This window comes from Burkholderia gladioli, assembly GCF_000959725.1.
Classification (GTDB): Bacteria; Pseudomonadota; Gammaproteobacteria; order Burkholderiales; family Burkholderiaceae; genus Burkholderia; species Burkholderia gladioli.
In genome coordinates, this window is the sequence record NZ_CP009323.1 from 2,043,896 (window position 1) to 2,061,831 (window position 17,936).

Sequence of the window (17,936 nt, forward strand, 5' to 3'; positions counted from 1 at the left end):
ATGAGCGGGATCGATCCGAAACGTTTCGGCAAGGTGGCGGTACTGTTGGGCGGCGTGTCCGCCGAGCGCGAGGTATCGCTGAAATCGGGCACGCTGGTCGTGCAGGGGCTGCGCGAGGCCGGCATCGACGCGCATCCGTTCGATCCGTCCGAGCGGCCGTTGGCCGCGCTCAAGGACGAAGGCTACGTGCGCGCCTTCAACGCGCTGCACGGCGGCTACGGCGAGAACGGCCAGATCCAGGGCGCCCTCGACTTCTACGGCATCCGCTACACCGGCACCGGCGTGCTCGGCTCGGCGCTCGGCCTCGACAAGTTCCGCACCAAGCTGGTCTGGCAGCAGACCGGCATCCCCACGCCGCCGTTCGAGGTGGTGCTGCGCGGCGACGACCACGCCGCGCGCGCGCCGGAAATCGTCGCGAAGCTGGGTCTGCCGCTGTTCGTGAAGCCGGCCAGCGAGGGCTCGAGCGTGGCGGTGATCAAGGTCAAGGACGCGGCGGCGCTGCCTGCCGCGCTCGACGAGGCCGCGCGGCACGACAAGATCGTGCTGGTCGAGAAGAGCATCGAGGGCGGCGGCGAGTACACGGCCTGCATCGCCGGCGACCTGGACCTGCCGGTGATCCGCATCGTGCCGGCCGGCGAGTTCTACGACTACCACGCGAAGTACATCGCCGACGACACGCAGTACCTGATTCCTTGCGGCATCGAGGCCGGCCGCGAAGCCGAAGTCAAGCGCCTGGCGCGCCGCGCCTTCGACGTGCTGGGCTGCACCGACTGGGGCCGCGCCGACTTCATGCTCGACGCCGCGGGCAACCCGTATTTCCTGGAAGTCAACACCGCGCCGGGCATGACCGACCACTCGCTGCCGCCCAAGGCTGCGCGCGCGGTCGGCATCAGCTACTCGGAGCTGGTGGTGAAGGTGTTGGCCATGACGCTCGAAGACTGACGGAACACGGGACGCAACCATGTGGAACAACGTTCGCCAACTCAACCTCGCGGCCAGCGCGCTCTACGCGCTGCTGCTGCTCGGTTGCGCGGCGGCGGGCTGCTACTGGCTGATCCAGCGCCCGGCGTTCGCGCTGCGGACGATCCTGATCGACGGCGACACCGAGCACATCAATGCGCCGACTGTGCGCGCCGGCGTGGTCGGCCGGCTGAAGGGCAATTTCTTCACGGTCGATCTCGACACCGCGCGCGTCGCGTTCGAGCAGATGCCCTGGGTGCGCCACGCCAGCGTGCGGCGCGTCTGGCCGAACGCGCTGGCTGTCACGCTGGAGGAGTACAAGCCGCTGGGTACCTGGGGCAGCGACCAGCTGGTCAGCACCGACGGCGAGCTGTTCACGGCCAACCAGGGCGAGCTCGACGAGGAACTGCCGGCCTTCGACGGACCGGACGGCAGCGCGAGGGAGGTGGTGCAGCGCTATCGCGATTTCACGAAGTGGCTCGCGCCGCTCGACTCGGCGCCCGAGGAGGTGAGCCTGTCCTCGCGCTACGCCTGGACGGTGAAGCTGGCCAACGGCATGGAGATCGAATTCGGGCGCGAGCGCAATGGCGACACGCTGCCGGATCGCGCGCAACGGCTGGTCGCCGCGTGGCCGGCCGTGACGCAACGCTGGGGCAAGGACATCGAGTACGCGGACCTGCGTTATCCGAACGGTTTTGCGATCCGGGCGGCGAACATGCGCTTCCTGAGCGACGCCGACAAGGCCAAAAAGTAACAAGACATCACACGCAAGAGCACTTATGAGCAAAGACTACAAGGATCTGCTGGTTGCCCTCGACATTGGCACGTCGAAGGTCGTGGCCGTCGTGGCGGAGCTGAAAGGCGAGGGCCACTACGAGGTGATCGGGCTTGGCCAGAGCGAGTCGAAAGGTCTCAAGAAAGGCGTGGTGGTGAACATCGAGGCCACCGTGCAGTCGATCCAGCGCGCGCTCGAGGAAGCCGAGCTGATGGCCGACTGCAAGATCACGAACGTGTTCACGGGGATCGCCGGCAGCCACATCCGCAGCTTCAACTCGAGCGGGATGGTGGCGATCAAGGAGAAGGAGGTCACCCAGACCGACGTGGCGCGCGTGATCGAGACCGCCAAGGCGATCAACATCCCGACCGACCAGCAGGTGCTGCACATCCTGACCCAGGAATTCATCATCGACGGCCAGGAGGACGTGCGCGAGCCGATCGGCATGAGCGGGATCCGCCTCGAGGTGAAGGTGCACATCGTGACGGGCGCGGTCAGTGCCGCGCAGAACATCGTCAAGTGCGTGCGCCGCTGCGGGCTGGAAGTGAACGACCTGATCCTGCAGCCGCTGGCCTCGTCGCTGGCGGTGCTGACCGAGGACGAGAAGGATCTCGGCGTGGTGCTGGTCGACATCGGCGGCGGCACCACCGACATCGCGATCTTCGCCGAAGGCGCGATCCGCCATACCGCGGTGATCCCGATCGCCGGCGACCAGATCACCAGCGACATCGCGATGGCGCTGCGCACGCCGACGCCGGACGCGGAGGACATCAAGGTCAGCCACGGCATCGCCAAGCAGGCGCTGGCCGACCCGGACGAGATGGTCGAGGTGCCGGGGCTCGGCGAGCGCGGCCCGCGCACGCTGTCGCGCCAGGCGCTGGCGGCCGTTATCGAGCCGCGCGTCGAGGAGCTGTTCTCGCTGGTGCAGCAGGTGGTGCGCGAGTCGGGTTACGAAGAGTTACTGAGTTCCGGTGTCGTGCTGACCGGCGGTGCTGCGATGATGCCGGGCATGGTCGAACTCGGCGAGGACATCTTCCTCAAACCGGTGCGCATCGGCGCGCCGGAATACGCGGGCGGCCTGGCCGACGTGGTGCGCAATCCGCGCTACTCGACGGCGATGGGGCTGCTGGTGGAAGGCAGCGCGCAGCGGATGCGCGGGCGCAAGGTCGCCGTGCAATCCGGTTCCGCGGGGCAGATCTTCACGCGCATGAAGGACTGGTTCCTGAGCAATTTCTAAGGGTTTTAGCGCCGGTGCCGGCGGCCGGCGCGCGGACAGGAGGTTGCCCGATCTCCTGCCGGATAACGGCCGAGCAGCTTTATCTTTCTTGACGGAGGCAACAATGGAATTCGAAATGCTGGAAACCGAGACCAACGGCACCATCATCAAGGTGATCGGGGTCGGCGGCGCGGGCGGCAACGCCGTGGCGCACATGATCAACCGTGGTGTCCAGGGCGTCGATTTCGTCGTCATGAACACCGACGCGCAGGCGCTCTCGCGCTCGCGTGCACCGAACGTGATCCAGCTCGGCAACACCGGCCTGGGCGCTGGCGCGAAGCCGGACATGGGTCGTGCGGCGGCGGAAGAGGCGCGTGAGCGTATCGCCGATTCGCTGCGCGGCGCGCACATGGTGTTCATCACCGCCGGCATGGGCGGCGGCACCGGCACGGGCGCCGCGCCGGTGGTGGCGCAGATCGCCAAGGAAATGGGCATCCTGACGGTGGGTGTCGTCAGCAAGCCGTTCGAGTTCGAGGGCGGCAAGCGCATGCGCGTGGCCGAGGCCGGCGCGCAGCAGCTCGAGGATCACGTCGATTCGCTGATCGTGGTGCTCAACGACAAGCTGTTCGACGTGATGGGCGACGACGCCGAGATGGACAAGTGCTTCCAGTGCGCCGACGACGTGCTCAACAACGCCGTGGCCGGTATCGCCGAGATCATCAATGTCGACGGCCTGGTCAACGTCGACTTCGAGGACGTGAAGACGGTGATGGGCGAGCAGGGCAAGGCGATGATGGGCACCGCGACGGTCGCGGGCGTCGATCGCGCGCGCCTGGCCGCCGAGCAGGCGGTCGCGAGCCCGCTGCTGGAAGGCGTGGACCTGTCGGGCGCGCGTGGCGTGCTGGTCAACATCACCTCGAGCCGTTCGCTGCGTCTGTCGGAAACGCGCGAAGTGATGAACACCATCAAGAGCTACGCCGCGGAAGACGCGACCGTGATCTTCGGCGCGGTCTACGACGACGCGATGGGCGATGCGCTGCGCGTGACGGTGGTCGCCACCGGCCTGGGCCGTGCCGCGAAGAAGCAGCAGACCACGCCGATGACGCTGCTGCGCACCGGCACCGACAACCAGCCGGTTGGCGCGGTCGGCCACAGCTACGCGCCGGCGCACGTGAATACGTCGGACTACGGCGCGCTCGACACGCCGGCGGTCTGGCGCAATTCGCGCGAGACGGCGGCGTCGCACGTGCAGGCGCTGCAGGAAAAGGGCGTCGACACGTACGACATCCCGGCCTTCCTGCGCAAGCAGGCCGACTGACAGGGGCAGGCCGGCCGCTCGCGCGGCCAGCCGACCTGACGGGTTGAACGCAACCGCAACAGGCCGCGTCGCTGTCGACGCCGGGCCGGGCCAGCTGCCCTCTTCGCATCCGCGAGGCGGGATGGGCCTTGTCGTCCCTGTCGGTTACGTCACCCGCAACCGCATCGCAATGAAGGACCAGTCATGATTCAAGCAGGCGACACGCTGCCCGACGCACAAGTCTTCGAATTCGTCGACGAAGCGCGCGAGGGCTGCACGCTCGGGCCGAATGCGCTCGACGTGCGTGAACAGACGGCGGGCAAGCGCGTGGTGATCTTCGGATTGCCGGGCGCGTTCACGCCGACCTGTTCGGCGAAGCATGTACCGGGTTATGTCGAGCAGTTCGACGCGTTCCGCGCGGCCGGCATCGACGAGATCTGGTGCGTGTCCGTCAACGACGCATTCGTGATGGGCGCTTGGGGACGGGATCAGCACACCGCGGGCAAGGTGCGCATGATCGCGGACAGCAGCGCAGCCTTCACTCATGCACTGGGGCTTACGCAGGATCTGTCCGCGCGCGGCATGGGAATCCGTTCCCAGCGCTACGCGATGGTGGTCGACGACGGCGTGGTCAAGACGCTGGCCGTCGAGGCACCGGGCAAGTTCGAAGTCAGCGACGCGGCAAGCATCCTGGCGGCCGTGAAGCGCTGATGCGCTTCGCGCCGCACGTTGCGTCGCGGCAACGCGTCGCATAAAAGGGTGCCGCAACACGGGCCGTCGTCCGGGAACGCCTCCGTTCCGGGCGCCGGCCCGTCTTTCTTGACCTGTGCGTGCCTTGCAGGGGTAACGTGCAGAAACAGTTGATACGACATTCGGCGCAACCCGGCCTGTCGTTTTGCGCTATACTCTCGTCTATCGAATAAAAGTCCTGATTGATAACTTCAATCAAGAAGCACAACACCATGTTGAAGCAGCGAACCATCAAATCGATCGTGAAGACCGTCGGCATTGGCGTCCACTCGGGCCGCAAGGTCGAACTGACGCTCCGTCCGGCCGCAGCGGGCACGGGGATTGTTTTCACGCGCGTCGATTTGGCCACGCCGGTCGAGATCCCGGCCAAGCCGCTGGCGATTGGCGACACGCGCCTGGCCTCGGTGCTGCAGAAGGACGGCGCGCGCGTCTCGACCATCGAGCACCTGATGTCGGCCTGCGCCGGCCTCGGCATCGACAATCTCTACGTCGACGTGACCGCCGAGGAAATCCCGATCATGGACGGCAGCGCCGCGTCCTTCGTGTTCCTGATCCAGTCGGCCGGCATCGAGGAGCAGAACGCGCCGAAGCGCTTCATCCAGGTCAAGCGCCGGGTGGAGATCCGCGACGGCGACAAGTTCGCGCGACTCGATCCCTACTTCGGCTTCAAGCTCAAGTTCACCATCGACTTCCGCCATCCGGCCGTCGACAAGACCGGCCAGGAGCTCGAGGTCGATTTCGGTACCACCTCGTATGTTCGCGAGATCGCCCGGGCCCGCACCTTCGGCTTCGCGCACGAGGTCGAGATGCTGCGCGAGCTCGGTCTCGCGCGCGGCGGCAGCATGGACAACGCGATCGTGCTCGACGAGTACCGCATCCTCAACAACGACGGCCTGCGCTATGACGACGAGTTCGTGAAGCACAAGATGCTCGACGCGATCGGCGATCTCTACGTGATCGGCCATCCGCTGCTGGCCTCGTATACGGCCTACAAGTCGGGTCACGGGCTGAACAACGCGCTGCTGCGTGAATTGCTCGCGCACGAGGACGCCTACGAGATCGTGACGTTCGATGACCTGAAGGCCGCGCCGCGCGGTTTTGGTTTCGAGGCGCAGACGGCCTTCGCCTGAGCGGTTTCGGCGGGTTCTAATGAGAAAGGCAGCCTTTCGGCTGCCTTTTTTGCGTTTCGGGCCGGCAGGGCGGCGATTTCAGCGCGTCGGTTTCGTCTTGGCGTGGCGCGCGGCCATCCGCGCCAGCGCGCTTTGCAGCGGCGAGGACGGCAGGCTGTCGGCCAGTTCGCGCAGCGCATCGGCACCGGCCGGCGTCATGCGCGCCTGCTTGATCCGCACCGGCTCGGGAGCATCCTGCGGGCGCACCCGGACCTTCAGCGTCGCCACGTGCCAGCCACGTGCCTGCAGGTCGGCCACCAGGCGCGGCGCGACCTGCCGCAACCGCGCGGCCAGCGCGTTGTGGCCCGCGAACAGGGTCAGCACCCCGTCCTTGATCGAGCCGGGATCGACGTGATTGGCCAGGTACTCGGGCAGCAGCGCGCGCAGGTCGCGCTGCAGCGAGGCGACCTGCTCGACGCCGGCGCGCAGCGCGGCGAACGCGTCGGTGCGCTTGAGCACGTCGGCGGCGACCTGCGGCCGCGCGAAGCCTGACGGATGGGCGTACCTGGAGGAGCGGTTCATGGGCGGGCAGGCGGGAGCAATGGCCGGATTGTACCGCGCGCAACGGCGGCCGGCGGCCGTTTCCACGGGGCCGGATCGTTTTGCGGCAGGTCCCGCGGCGGTCCTGCAGTCGCCCCTCGCCGTGTCCTCGCGGCGCCTCTTGCGGTGGCGCCGATCCGCCCGCATATCGGTAGCGGCGCGGGCAGCTTCGGCCCGGGCGTCGCGGCCGGCGAAGTCGGTGCCGGCGCGACACCGGCTTGCCTAAATGCGCGTGCTAAAATTCCTCGTTTGAATTCACTCATACGCTAAGCCGCCAAGGCTCGGCGCGCCGGGGCCGGCGTCATCCGCTCCGGGGCCGTTGCTGCGACGCAGACCCGATCGATGACAACCGGTTTTCTCCAGAAGATTTTTGGCAGCCGCAACCAGCGGCTAGTCAAGCAATACCAAAAGACCGTCACGGCGATCAATGCGCTCGAATCGCAATTCGAGCAGCTGACGGATGACCAGTTGCGCGGCAAGACGGGTGAATTCCGGCAGCGTGTCGCGGCCGGCGAGTCGCTCGACAAGCTGCTGCCGGAGGCGTTCGCGGTGTGCCGCGAAGCCAGCCGGCGAGTGCTGAAGATGCGCCACTTCGACGTGCAGCTGATCGGCGGCATGGTGCTGCATTACGGCAAGATCGCCGAAATGCGCACCGGCGAGGGCAAGACCCTGGTGGCGACGCTGCCGGTCTACCTGAACGCGCTGTCGGGCCGCGGCGTGCACGTGGTGACCGTCAACGACTACCTGGCGCAGCGCGATGCCGAGTGGATGGCGCGCCTCTACAACTTCCTCGGGCTGTCGGTCGGCATCAACCTGTCCGGCATGGAGCACGAGCAGAAGCAGGAAGCCTACGCGTCCGACATCACCTACGGCACCAACAACGAATTCGGCTTCGACTACCTGCGCGACAACATGGTCTACGAGACCGAGGCGCGCGTGCAGCGGGCGCTGAACTTCGCGGTGGTCGACGAAGTGGACTCGATCCTGATCGACGAGGCCCGCACGCCGCTGATCATCTCGGGCCAGGCCGAGGACCACACCGAGCTCTACGTGCGCATGAACGCGCTGCCGCCGCTGCTCGAGCGCCAGATCGGCGAGGAAAAGGCCGACGGCACCGGCGTCGAGAAGCCGGGCGACTACACGCTCGACGAGAAGGCGCGCCAGGTGTTCCTGACCGAGTTGGGTCACGAGAAGGCCGAGCGCCTGCTGTCCGAGTGGGGCCTGATCGGCGAGGGCGAGAGCCTGTACGCGCCGCAGAACATCACGCTGATGCACCACGTGTACGCGGCGCTGCGCGCCCACACGCTGTTCCATCTCGACCAGCACTACGTGGTGCAGAACGGCGAGGTGGTGATCGTCGACGAGTTCACCGGCCGCCTGATGGCGGGTCGCCGCTGGTCCGACGGCCTGCACCAGGCGGTCGAGGCCAAGGAGCACGCGAAGATCCAGAGCGAGAACCAGACGCTCGCCTCGATCACCTTCCAGAACTACTTCCGCATGTACGCGAAGCTGGCCGGCATGACCGGCACGGCCGATACCGAAGCGTACGAATTCAACGAGATCTACGGCCTCGAGACGGTGGTGATCCCCACCAACCGTCCGCCCAAGCGGATCGACAAGCAGGACCAGATCTACAAGAGCGCGAAGGAGCGCTACGACGCGGTGATCCGCGACATCCGCGACTGCTACGAGCGTGGCCAGCCGGTGCTGGTCGGCACCACCTCGATCGAGAACTCCGAGCTGCTCTCGCACCTGCTCAAGCAGGCCGGGCTGCCGCACGAGGTGCTCAACGCCAAGCAGCACGCGCGCGAGGCGGCGATCGTCGCCGAGGCCGGCCGGCCAAAGCGGATCACGATCGCCACCAACATGGCCGGTCGCGGTACCGACATCGTGCTGGGCGGCAACGCCGAGAAGCAGGCCGCCTTCCTCGAGGCCGACGAGGCGATCCCGGCCGAGGAGAAGGCCGCGCGCATCAAGCAGCTGCACGACGAGTGGGAGACGCTGCACGAGCAGGTCAAGGCCGCTGGCGGCCTGCACATCATCGGCACCGAGCGTCACGAATCGCGCCGGATCGACAACCAGCTGCGCGGTCGTGCCGGCCGCCAGGGCGACCCGGGTTCCTCGCGCTTCTACCTGTCGCTCGACGATCCGCTGCTGCGCATTTTCGCGGGCGACCGCGTGCGCGCCATCATGGACCGCCTGAAGATGCCCGAGGGCGAGGCGATCGAGGCCGGCATCGTGACGCGCTCGATCGAATCGGCGCAACGCAAGGTCGAGGCGCGCAACTTCGACATCCGCAAGCAACTGCTCGAATACGACGACGTCTCCAACGACCAGCGCAAGGTCATCTACCAGCAGCGCAATGAACTGCTCGAGGCGCACGACATTGCCGAGACGATCGGCGCGATGCGCCACGGCGTGATCACCGAGGTGGTCCACCAGTTCGTGCCGCAGGGCAGCATCGAGGAGCAATGGGACCTGCCCGAGCTCGAGGAAGCGCTGCGCAACGACTGGGGGCTCGACCTGGCGATCCAGGAGATGGTCAACGAGTCGCAGTCGATCAGCGTCGACGAGATCCTGGAGGCTGTCGTGACGGCCGCCGACGAGCATTACGAGGCCAAGGTCGCAATGGTCGGCCGCGAGGCCTTCAGCTCCTTCGAGCGCTCGATCATGCTGCAGACGCTCGACCGCCTCTGGCGCGAGCACCTGGCCGCGCTCGACCACCTGCGCCAGGGCATCCACCTGCGCGGTTACGCGCAGAAGAACCCGAAGCAGGAATACAAGCGCGAAGCCTTCGAGCTGTTCGCCGCGATGCTCGAGGCGACCAAGCAGGAAGTCACGCGTATCGTCATGAACGTGCAGATCCAGTCGCCCGAGCAGCTCGAGGAAGCCGCCGAGCAGATCGAGGAAGCGGGCGGCAATCTCGACAACGTCGAGTTCCGCCACGCCGATTTCTCCGATGCGGGCGCGGCCGCGGCCGGCGTCGCGGTGGCCGCGGCGGCCGCCACCGATGCCACGGCCGAGCTGGTCGGCGATGCGATGGCGGGCAATGCCGTGGGCGAGGTGCCGCGGGTCGGCCGTAACGATCCCTGCCCCTGCGGCAGCGGCAAGAAGTACAAGCAGTGCCACGGCAAGCTGAGTTGATCCCGGCGGCGGCCGACGCGGCATGCGATCCATGCCGCGCACGGTCGCCGTTTCGTCACTTGCGTACTGCAAGATGAATCCGCGGCGGCCCGCAGCAATGCGCGCCGCCGCTTCGTTCGAATCCATCGATGCCGGCAGGAGCCGGCATTTTCCTTCCGGCAGGTGTCTCCATGGCTGTCAATTTCCCTTCGATCGATCCCGCGCAACTGCATCCCGTCGCCGGCGTCACGCTAGGCTGGGCCGAGGCCAACATCCGCAAGCCGAACCGCAAGGACGTGCTCGTCATCTCGGTCGAGGAGGGCGCGACGGTGGCCGGCGTGTTCACCGAGAACCGCTTCTGCGCGGCGCCCGTGATCGTCTGCCGCGAACACCTGGCCGCGGTGCGTGCCGGCGGCCCGGCGATTCGCGCGCTGGTGGTCAATACCGGTAACGCGAACGCCGGCACCGGCGAGCCGGGCCTGGCGGCGACCCGCGCGACCTGCGACGAGCTCGCGCGCCTGGCCGGCCTGCAGCCCTCGCAGGTGTTGCCGTTCTCCACCGGCGTGATTCTCGAGCCGCTGCCCGTCGATCGCCTGAAGGCCGGCCTGCCGGCCGCGCTGGCGAACCGGGCGGCCGCCAACTGGTTCGACGCCGCGCAGGCGATCATGACCACCGACACGCTGCCCAAGGCCGCCTCGCGCCAGGTCACGATCGACGGGCACACGGTCACGCTGACCGGCATCAGCAAGGGCGCCGGCATGATCAAGCCGAACATGGCCACCATGCTCGGCTACCTGGCCTTCGACGCCAAGGTCGCGCAGCCGGTGCTCGACCAACTGGTGAAGGAGGTCGCGAACCGCTCCTTCAACTGCATCACGATCGACGGCGATACCTCGACCAACGATTCCTTCATCCTGATCGCCTCGGGCAAGTCGAGCCTGCCGGCGATCGATTCGGTCGACTCGCCCGCCTACGCCGCGCTGCGCGAGGCCGTCACCGAGGTGGCGCAGACGCTGTCGCAACTGATCGTGCGCGACGGCGAGGGCGCCACCAAGTTCATGACGGTGCAGGTCGAGGGCGGCCGCGACGTGGCGGAATGCCGGAAGATCGCCTACGCGATCGGCCATTCGCCGCTGGTGAAGACGGCGTTCTACGCATCGGACCCCAACCTCGGCCGGATCCTGGCCGCGATTGGCTACGCCGGGGTGAGCGACCTGGATGTCGGCAAGATCGATCTCTACCTCGACGACGTGCTGGTGGCCAAGGCCGGCGGCCGCAACCCGGCCTACCAGGAAGCCGACGGCCAGCGCGTCATGAAGCAGAGCGAGATCACGATCCGCGTGCTGCTGGGCCGTGGCGAGGCCAGCGCGACGGTGTGGACCTGCGACCTGTCGCACGACTACGTCAGCATCAACGCCGACTACCGCTCCTGAGCCGGCGCATGGCGCGCCCGGCGCGCCGTGCCGCCGCCGAATTCGAATCACCCGATTGCTGGAAAGTGGATGGACAAGCTCGAACAGTTTCTCGACCGCGCCGAAGCCCTGCTGGGCCGTTTCGAAGCCCTGCTGCCGCCGGCGCCCGCCGACGTCGACTGGAATGCCGCGACGGCATTTCGCTGGCGCAAGCGCCAAGGGCGCGGTTACCTGCAGGCCGTGCCGGCCATCTCGCAGATCGCGCTCGACGACCTGCACAACATCGATCGCCAGAAGGGGCTGATCGAACAGAACACGCGCCAGTTCGTGACGCGGCGCCCCGCCAACAACGTGCTGCTGACGGGCGCGCGCGGCACCGGCAAGTCCTCGCTGATCAAGGCCTGCCTCAATGCCTTCGCGGCCGACGGTCTGCGGCTGATCGAGGTCGACAAGGACGACCTGCATGATCTCGGCGATATCGTCGATCTGATCTCGGCGCGGCCGGAGCGCTTCATCGTGTTCTGCGACGATCTCTCCTTCGAGGACGGCGAATCCGGCTACAAGGCGCTGAAGGTGGCGCTGGACGGCTCGATCTCGGCGCAGTCCGACAACGTGCTGATCTACGCGACCTCGAACCGCCGGCACCTGCTGCCGGAGTACATGAGCGACAACGAGAGCTACAAGCACCTGCCCGACGGCGAGATCCATCCCGGCGAAGTGGTGGAGGAGAAGATCTCGCTGTCCGAGCGTTTCGGGCTGTGGGTCAGCTTCTACCCGTTCAAGCAGGACGACTACCTCGCGATCGTCGGGCACTGGCTGCGCCATTTCGGCTGCGACGAGGCGCAAGTCGAGGCCGCGCGCGGCGACGCGCTGGTCTGGGCGCTCGAACGCGGCTCGCGTTCGGGCCGGGTGGCCTGGCAGTTCGCGCGCGACCGCTCCGGTCGTCAGGAGAGCATATGACGGTGAACGCCGAAAGCACGGCCGGCGGCACGGCGCCGCGCAAGGTCACCGAGGTGGCGGTCGGCGTGCTGGTGCAGCCCGACGGCCGCTACCTGCTCGCGCAGCGCCCGGCCGGCAAGCCCTATGAAGGTTACTGGGAGTTCCCCGGCGGCAAGCTAGAGCCGGGCGAGAGCGTGGAAGCGGCGCTTTCGCGCGAGTTGCACGAGGAACTGGGGATTCACGTCACGGCCTGCCATCGCTGGCACACGCTGGAGCATGATTATCCGCACGCCTATGTGCGGCTGTTCTTCTGCAAGGTGACGGGCTGGGACGGCGAGCCGCATAGCCGTGAAGGGCAGGCCTTCGTCTGGCAGCAATTGCCCGTGGAGGTCGATCCGCTGTTGCCGGCGGCCCTGCCGGTGCTCGAACTGCTGGCACGCGAGGCCGAGGCGGGCTGATCACTCCTCGGCCCTATCTTTTCCGCCCGGTCGTTCGGCCGGGCGGCACCACTTCCCCGTTATATCGCGTCGAATTCAGGACGCCGCGCTCGCGGCAGCCTGGGGAAAGTGACCGCTCAGTCGTGACGGCCGGAGCCGCCTTCCGGCTCCGCGTCCGACGACGGCTCCTCGTCGGTGCCACCGATCCGATAGCGTTCGGCAGCCCAGGCGCCGAGATCCATCTGCTTGCAGCGGGCCGAGCAGAACGGGCGGAAGGTATTTTCCGGAACCCAGCGGACCTGTTTTCCGCAGGCCGGGCATTTGACGGCAAGAGTCACGATTTCAGAGATTACAGAGCGTCAACTGGAACGGCACGTCGATGTCGACCGCGCGCGGCCGCACATCGCCGTCCTGGACGGTGAAGCGCACCCACAGCATGTACTTGTTGGCGCTGGCTTCGGGGATCACATGGAGTTCCGGCGGCACGCGCACCTGCATCAACTGGTAGGTGCGTCCCGACAGCATCTGCTGGTAGCTGCCCTGCATCGCCATCACCTTCGAGGCCTGGCCCGATTCGCGCGCCAGGCGCAGCACGATGGTGGCCGCGTCGCGCAGCGGCAGCAGAGGCATCGCCCACTTGGTGATGTCCTGGCGCCGCTGCTCGGCGGGCCATTGCTGCCAGGCGTAATACGAGGGCAGGTCGAACTTGCAGGTGCCGCCCGGGATCACGGCGCGGCTGCGAATGCTGCCCAGCCATTCGTTGTCGAGCAGGTGCTGGCCGGTCTTGCCCTGCATCTGGCCGAGATTGGCGAGGGTCTGCTCGATTTCGCCGAGCACCGCCTCGAGCGCGTTCTGCTCGATGCCGGGGTTGCCGCGAAACGGCGCGAGCGTCTGCCGCTGGCGTTCCAGTTCCTTCATCAGGTCCGACTTGAGATCCGCTCGGCCCGCGACTTCCGCGATTTCGAACAGCGTCGTCAGCGCCACGTGATGCTCCCTCGGATCTTCCTGCGACAGGAAGAACGCCAGGCGCTCGAACAGGTCTTCGAGGCGCAGCAAGGTGCGGATGCGTTCGTTGAACGGATACTCGTAAAGGATCAAGCGCGCTCGCCTCGGGCGTTGGGACAAAGGACCGGAATTGCTGGACATTCTAATGCCCACGCTCAGGCGTCGCAATCGCGCCTTGCGCAGGGATGCGCGCAGGCGTGGCGCTTGCTCGATCCCGCGCGGGCCCGGCCCGGCGGGCCAGGGAACGTTCAGGACTTCGATGCGGCCAGCGCGAGGTAATGCGCGTGCAGCGCGTCGATGCGGGTATCGAGCGCCGCATCTGGCGCGGCCTCGTTGACGATCACGTCGTCGGCCGCCGCCAGGCGGGCCTCGCGCGTGGCCTGGCGTGCCACGATCGCCTCGACCTGCTCGCGCGCGAAGCCGTTCCTCTGCATGACGCGCGCGATCTGCGTCTCGACCTCGCAATCGACCACCAGCACGCGATCGACGCGGTTGCGCCAACTGCCCGACTCGACCAGCAGCGGTACCACGAAGATCACATAAGGGCCATTCGCTCGCGCGGCCTGCTGCTCGGTCTCGGCGCGGATCAGCGGATGCGTGATGGCCTCCAGCCGCTTGCGCGCGGCGTCGTCACCGAACACCAGCGCGCGCATCCGGGCCCGGTCGAGCGACCCGTCGGCGGCCACGAAGGCCGGGCCGAACGCGGCGGCGATCGCCGGCATCGCGGCGCCGCCGGGCGCGGTGACCCGGTGCGCGATCGCGTCGGTATCGACCAGGGTCGCGCCGCGCGCGCCGAAACGGTTCGCGACCGTGGTCTTGCCGCTGCCGATACCGCCCGTCAATCCCACCGAGAACATGGGGTCAGCCTCCGATCGTCAGGTAGAACGGCGTGCCGTGCAGCAAGGTGAGGATGCCGCCGAGCGCGAGGAACGGCCCGAACGGCAGCGGCTCCTCGTAGCGCATGCGGCCGCGCCACATCGCCAGCAGGCCGACCGCCGCGCCGCTGAGGGCCGCGATCAGCAGCACCTGGGGCAGGGCGATCCAGCCGAGCCAGGCGCCGAGCGCGGCGAGCAGCTTGAGGTCGCCATAACCGATGCCCTCGATGCCGCGCAGCAGCTTGAACAGCCAGAACACGCACCAGAGGAACAGGTAGCCGGCGATCGCGCCGATCACGGCTTCGCGCAGGTCGACGAAATTGCCCCACAGATTGACGAGCAGCCCGGCCCACAACAGCGGCAGGGTCATCGAATCGGGCAGGTAGCCGGTCTTGACGTCGATCAGGCTCATCGCCAGCAGCATCGCGCAGAGGCCGAAGGCGGCCAGCGCGGCCGGAACGGGACCGAACACGGCCAGCGAGGCGACCGCCAGCAGGCCGGAAACCAGCTCGACCAGCGGGTAGCGCGGGCTGATCGGCGCGCGGCACCGGGCGCAGCGCCCGCGCAGCGCCAGATAGCTCAGCACCGGCACGTTTTCCCAGGCGCGCAGCACGTGGCCGCAGTGAGGACAGGCGCTGTGCGGCGCCCACAGATCGTAGCGCGGCGGCAGCCCGTCGTCGGGCGCCGGGTCGCCGCCGGTGGCCTCGGCGAGTTCGGCCTGCCAGGCGCGCTGCATCATGATCGGCACGCGATGCGCGACCACGTTCAGGAAGCTGCCGATCACCAGCCCGAGCACGGTCGCGAACACGTAGCGGACGGCGGCCGGCAGCGCGGCGAACGCGAGCGACGGATCGGCAAGGGCGAAAGACGAGATCATCGGGAAGGCTGGGAAAAGGAATTCGGGAGGAATCGGCGAGAGTCGGAACCGGGAGCGATGCTACACCACGTTGCCGAGCTGGACGATCGGCAGGTACATCGCGACCACCAGGGCGCCCACTAGCACGCCGAGCACGATCACCACCAGCGGCTCGCAGAGGCTCGTCAAGGCGCCGATCCGCTCGTCGACCTGCCGCTCGCAGAGCGAGGCGATGTCGGCGAGCATCGCGTCGAGCGTGCCCGATTCCTCGGCGACCGCGATCGGCTGGACCACCTCAGCCGGGAAGCAGCCGACCGCGCGCATCGCGGCGGCGAGCCGCTCACCGTGCAGCAGGCGTGTGGCGATGTCACCGGTCGCGCGATCGAACACGGGATTGCCGGTGGCTTGGGCGAGCGAGTCGAAGGCGTCGGCAAGCGGCGTGCCGGCGCGCAGCAGGGTGCCGAGCGTGCGGCTCCAGCGCGCGGCAGCGAGCGTGCGCAGCAAGGGGCCGGCGAGCGGCAGGCGCAGCGCGAGGTGCCCGGCCCGGTGGCGGGCCTCGGCCGAGCGGCGCAGCAGCAGCGCGACGCCCGCGCCGGCGGCGAACGAGCCCAGCGCGGCGGGTGGTCCGAAGACCATCAGGCCATCGGACAGGGCAAGCACGAAGCGCGTCGGGGCCGGCAGGGTCGCGCCGAAACCCTCGAACACCTGGGCGAAGGTCGGCACGACCCAGGCCAGCAGCGCGACCGTGATGAGCAGGGCGAAGCCCAGCACGGCGAGCGGGTAGGCGAGGGCTCCACGCACCCGCGCGCGTTGCGCGGCGCCGCGCTCGCGATCCTCGGCCAGGCGCGCCAGCAAGGGCGCGAGCTGGCCGGATGCCTCGCCGACCGCGATCAACTGCCGGAACATCGGATCGAACTGGCGCGGGTAATGCCGCATCGCTTCCGACAACTGGCGCCCGGCGCCGATTGCGCGCGCCAGCCCGGCGGCGATGCGGCCGAGGTCGCGTCGGCCGCCCGCCTCGGCGAGCAGGTCGAGGGCCGGCGCGAGCGGCAGCCCGGCGCGTAGCAGGCCGCTCAGCTGTTGCGCGAAGCGCGTGATCTCGCGGCTGCCGGCCGCCGGCGCGCGGGCCGGGCCTTGATCGGCCAGTTCGAGCACGCTGATGCCGGCGCGCCTGAGCTGGCGGCGCGCCGCGGCGCCGTCGACGGCGATGAGCTTGCCGCGCCGCTGCGTCCCGTCGCGTGTCGCGCCGGCCCAGCGAAAGCGCCGTTCCCCCGAGGCGGGCATGCTCATCCGGCCTCGGCGACCGCGCAGGCCTCGTCGAGGCTGGTGCTGCCGTCGTGCACGCGAGCCAGGGCGGCCTCGCGCAGCGAGCGCATGCCGTCGGCCTGCGCCTGGCGCGTGAGCGCGAGGCTGCCCGCGCGGGCGACGATCCGCTCGCGCAGCGTGTCGGAAACCGCCATCACCTGATGCACGCCGATCCGGCCGCGATAGCCGATGCCATGGCAGGCCTCGCAACCGGCCGCGACGAAGGGGCGCCAGCCGTCTTCGAGCCGGGTCGGATCGAGGCCGGCCGCGAGCAGGGTCGGGATCGACTCGCGCGAAGGCCGGCGGCATGTGACGCAGAGCCGGCGCACCAGGCGCTGGGCGGTGACGATCCTCAGCGCCGCGGCGATGTGATAGGGCGCCACGCCGATGTCGAGCAGGCGCGCGATCGCGCCCGGCGCATCGTTGGTATGCAGCGTCGACAACACCAGGTGGCCGGTCTGCGCGGCCTTCAGCGCCACGTCGGCGGTTTCGGCGTCACGGATCTCGCCGACCATGATCACGTCCGGATCCTGGCGCAGGAAGGCGCGCAGCGCGACCGCGAAGCTCAGGCCGGCCTTGTCGCGCACATTGACCTGGTTCAGCCCATCGAGTTGCAGCTCGGCCGGATCCTCGATGGTGCAGAGATTGCGCGAGGCTAGATTGAGCCCCTGCAAACAGCAATAGAGCGTGACGGTCTTGCCGCTGCCGGTCGGCCCTGTCACCAGCACCAGCCCGTGCGGCGCGGCGACGGCCGCTTCGAGCGCGCCGGCCTGCCGCGCATCGAAGCCGAGCGAGGATAGCGACAGGTTGGCCGGCAGCGTGTCGAGGCGGCGCAGCACCAGCTTCTCGCCGTGCAGCGTGGGCAGCGAGCTGACGCGGTAGTCGCCCGTCAGGCCCGGCGCGAGGGCGATGCGCAGGCGGCCATCCTGCGGCACGCGCCGCTCGGCGATGTCCAGGCGCGACAGCACCTTCAGGCGCGTGACCACGCCGTCGCGCAGGTGCGCGGGCGGCGCGGCGAACGGATGGAGCGCGCCGTCGATGCGCAATCGCACGCGCCAGCCTTGCTCGGCCGGTTCGATATGGATGTCGGAGGCGTCGCGCGCGGTGGCGGCCTTGAGGATCTCGTTGACCAGCGCGACCACCGGCGCGTCGCCGGCTGCAGCCGAGGATGCCGTGTCGGCGGCGAGGGGGGGAAGCGGTGCCAGGGGCGGCAAGGGAGTGGACATCGGGGACCGGCCGCGAGGCCGCCTGCGAATCACGATGAAACGATCATCGCG

General features: G+C 68.4%; 17 protein-coding genes. 10 read left to right on the forward strand and 7 right to left on the reverse strand.

Annotation, left to right across the window (positions count from 1 at the left end; all coding sequences use genetic code 11):
* The 6 genes from BM43_RS26165 (at window position 1) to lpxC (ending at window position 6,128) form a co-directional block, all read left to right on the forward strand.
* The gene (locus BM43_RS26165; RefSeq protein WP_036048354.1) at window positions 1-942 is read left to right on the forward strand and encodes a D-alanine--D-alanine ligase; all 942 of its coding nucleotides are present in this window, start codon (window positions 1-3) and stop codon (window positions 940-942) included.
* 19 nt (window positions 943-961) lie between these two features.
* A complete protein-coding gene (locus BM43_RS26170) occupies window positions 962-1,714 on the forward strand; it encodes a cell division protein FtsQ/DivIB (protein ID WP_017918570.1) in 753 nt (250 codons plus the stop codon).
* A 25-nt stretch (window positions 1,715-1,739) separates the two neighbouring features.
* Window positions 1,740-2,972 carry a cell division protein FtsA gene (gene ftsA / locus BM43_RS26175; RefSeq protein WP_013696554.1) on the forward strand — a complete coding sequence of 411 codons (1,233 nt, stop codon included), beginning with the start codon at window positions 1,740-1,742 and terminating at the stop codon, window positions 2,970-2,972.
* A gap of 103 nt (window positions 2,973-3,075) precedes the next feature.
* Window positions 3,076-4,269 carry a cell division protein FtsZ gene (gene ftsZ, locus BM43_RS26180; protein WP_013696555.1) on the forward strand — a complete coding sequence of 398 codons (1,194 nt, stop codon included), beginning with the start codon at window positions 3,076-3,078 and terminating at the stop codon, window positions 4,267-4,269.
* A gap of 183 nt (window positions 4,270-4,452) precedes the next feature.
* The gene (locus BM43_RS26185) at window positions 4,453-4,959 is read left to right on the forward strand and encodes a peroxiredoxin (RefSeq protein ID WP_036048352.1); all 507 of its coding nucleotides are present in this window, start codon (window positions 4,453-4,455) and stop codon (window positions 4,957-4,959) included.
* A gap of 251 nt (window positions 4,960-5,210) precedes the next feature.
* Entirely contained in the window at window positions 5,211-6,128 is a 918-nt protein-coding gene (lpxC, locus tag BM43_RS26190) for a UDP-3-O-acyl-N-acetylglucosamine deacetylase (RefSeq protein WP_025096851.1), read from the forward strand.
* Between the two features lie 78 nt (window positions 6,129-6,206).
* On the opposite strand, the gene BM43_RS26195 is transcribed toward lpxC, so the two are convergent.
* Window positions 6,207-6,689 (reverse strand): DciA family protein, encoded by a 483-nt coding sequence (locus tag BM43_RS26195; protein WP_013696558.1) that lies wholly within the window; start codon window positions 6,687-6,689, stop codon window positions 6,207-6,209.
* 360 nt (window positions 6,690-7,049) lie between these two features.
* Here BM43_RS26195 and secA point away from each other — a divergent pair, with 360 nt between their 5' ends.
* From secA to BM43_RS26215, 4 genes are all read left to right on the forward strand, one after another.
* A complete protein-coding gene (gene secA, locus BM43_RS26200; RefSeq protein ID WP_017918571.1) occupies window positions 7,050-9,851 on the forward strand; it encodes a preprotein translocase subunit SecA in 2,802 nt (933 codons plus the stop codon).
* Between the two features lie 170 nt (window positions 9,852-10,021).
* Complete coding sequence (argJ, locus tag BM43_RS26205; RefSeq protein ID WP_036048349.1) at window positions 10,022-11,263, forward strand: bifunctional glutamate N-acetyltransferase/amino-acid acetyltransferase ArgJ; 1,242 nt, start codon at window positions 10,022-10,024, stop codon at window positions 11,261-11,263.
* 69 nt (window positions 11,264-11,332) lie between these two features.
* Window positions 11,333-12,202, forward strand: a complete 870-nt coding sequence (locus BM43_RS26210; protein WP_017918573.1) for an ATP-binding protein — start codon at window positions 11,333-11,335, stop codon at window positions 12,200-12,202.
* Window positions 12,199-12,639, forward strand: a complete 441-nt coding sequence (locus tag BM43_RS26215; RefSeq protein WP_036048346.1) for an NUDIX domain-containing protein — start codon at window positions 12,199-12,201, stop codon at window positions 12,637-12,639. Before BM43_RS26210 ends, BM43_RS26215 begins: the two co-directional genes overlap by 4 nt.
* Window positions 12,640-12,755: 116 nt before the next feature.
* Here BM43_RS26215 and BM43_RS26220 read toward each other — a convergent pair whose 3' ends face one another.
* The 6 genes from BM43_RS26220 to BM43_RS26245 form a co-directional block, all read right to left on the reverse strand.
* On the reverse strand, window positions 12,756-12,956 hold the full coding sequence (locus BM43_RS26220) for a DNA gyrase inhibitor YacG (protein ID WP_013696563.1): 201 nt from the start codon (window positions 12,954-12,956) through the stop codon (window positions 12,756-12,758).
* A 4-nt stretch (window positions 12,957-12,960) separates the two neighbouring features.
* Window positions 12,961-13,716, reverse strand: a complete 756-nt coding sequence (gene zapD / locus BM43_RS26225; RefSeq protein WP_013696564.1) for a cell division protein ZapD — start codon at window positions 13,714-13,716, stop codon at window positions 12,961-12,963.
* A gap of 155 nt (window positions 13,717-13,871) precedes the next feature.
* Complete coding sequence (gene coaE, locus BM43_RS26230; protein ID WP_036048343.1) at window positions 13,872-14,480, reverse strand: dephospho-CoA kinase; 609 nt, start codon at window positions 14,478-14,480, stop codon at window positions 13,872-13,874.
* A gap of 4 nt (window positions 14,481-14,484) precedes the next feature.
* Complete coding sequence (locus BM43_RS26235; RefSeq protein ID WP_036048341.1) at window positions 14,485-15,375, reverse strand: prepilin peptidase; 891 nt, start codon at window positions 15,373-15,375, stop codon at window positions 14,485-14,487.
* Window positions 15,376-15,435: 60 nt separating this feature from the next.
* Window positions 15,436-16,644, reverse strand: a complete 1,209-nt coding sequence (locus BM43_RS26240) for a type II secretion system F family protein (RefSeq protein WP_036048339.1) — start codon at window positions 16,642-16,644, stop codon at window positions 15,436-15,438.
* The gene (locus tag BM43_RS26245) at window positions 16,641-17,885 is read right to left on the reverse strand and encodes a GspE/PulE family protein (RefSeq protein ID WP_080741966.1); all 1,245 of its coding nucleotides are present in this window, start codon (window positions 17,883-17,885) and stop codon (window positions 16,641-16,643) included. Before BM43_RS26245 ends, BM43_RS26240 begins: the two co-directional genes overlap by 4 nt.
* Between the last annotated feature and the right edge of the window lie 51 nt (window positions 17,886-17,936).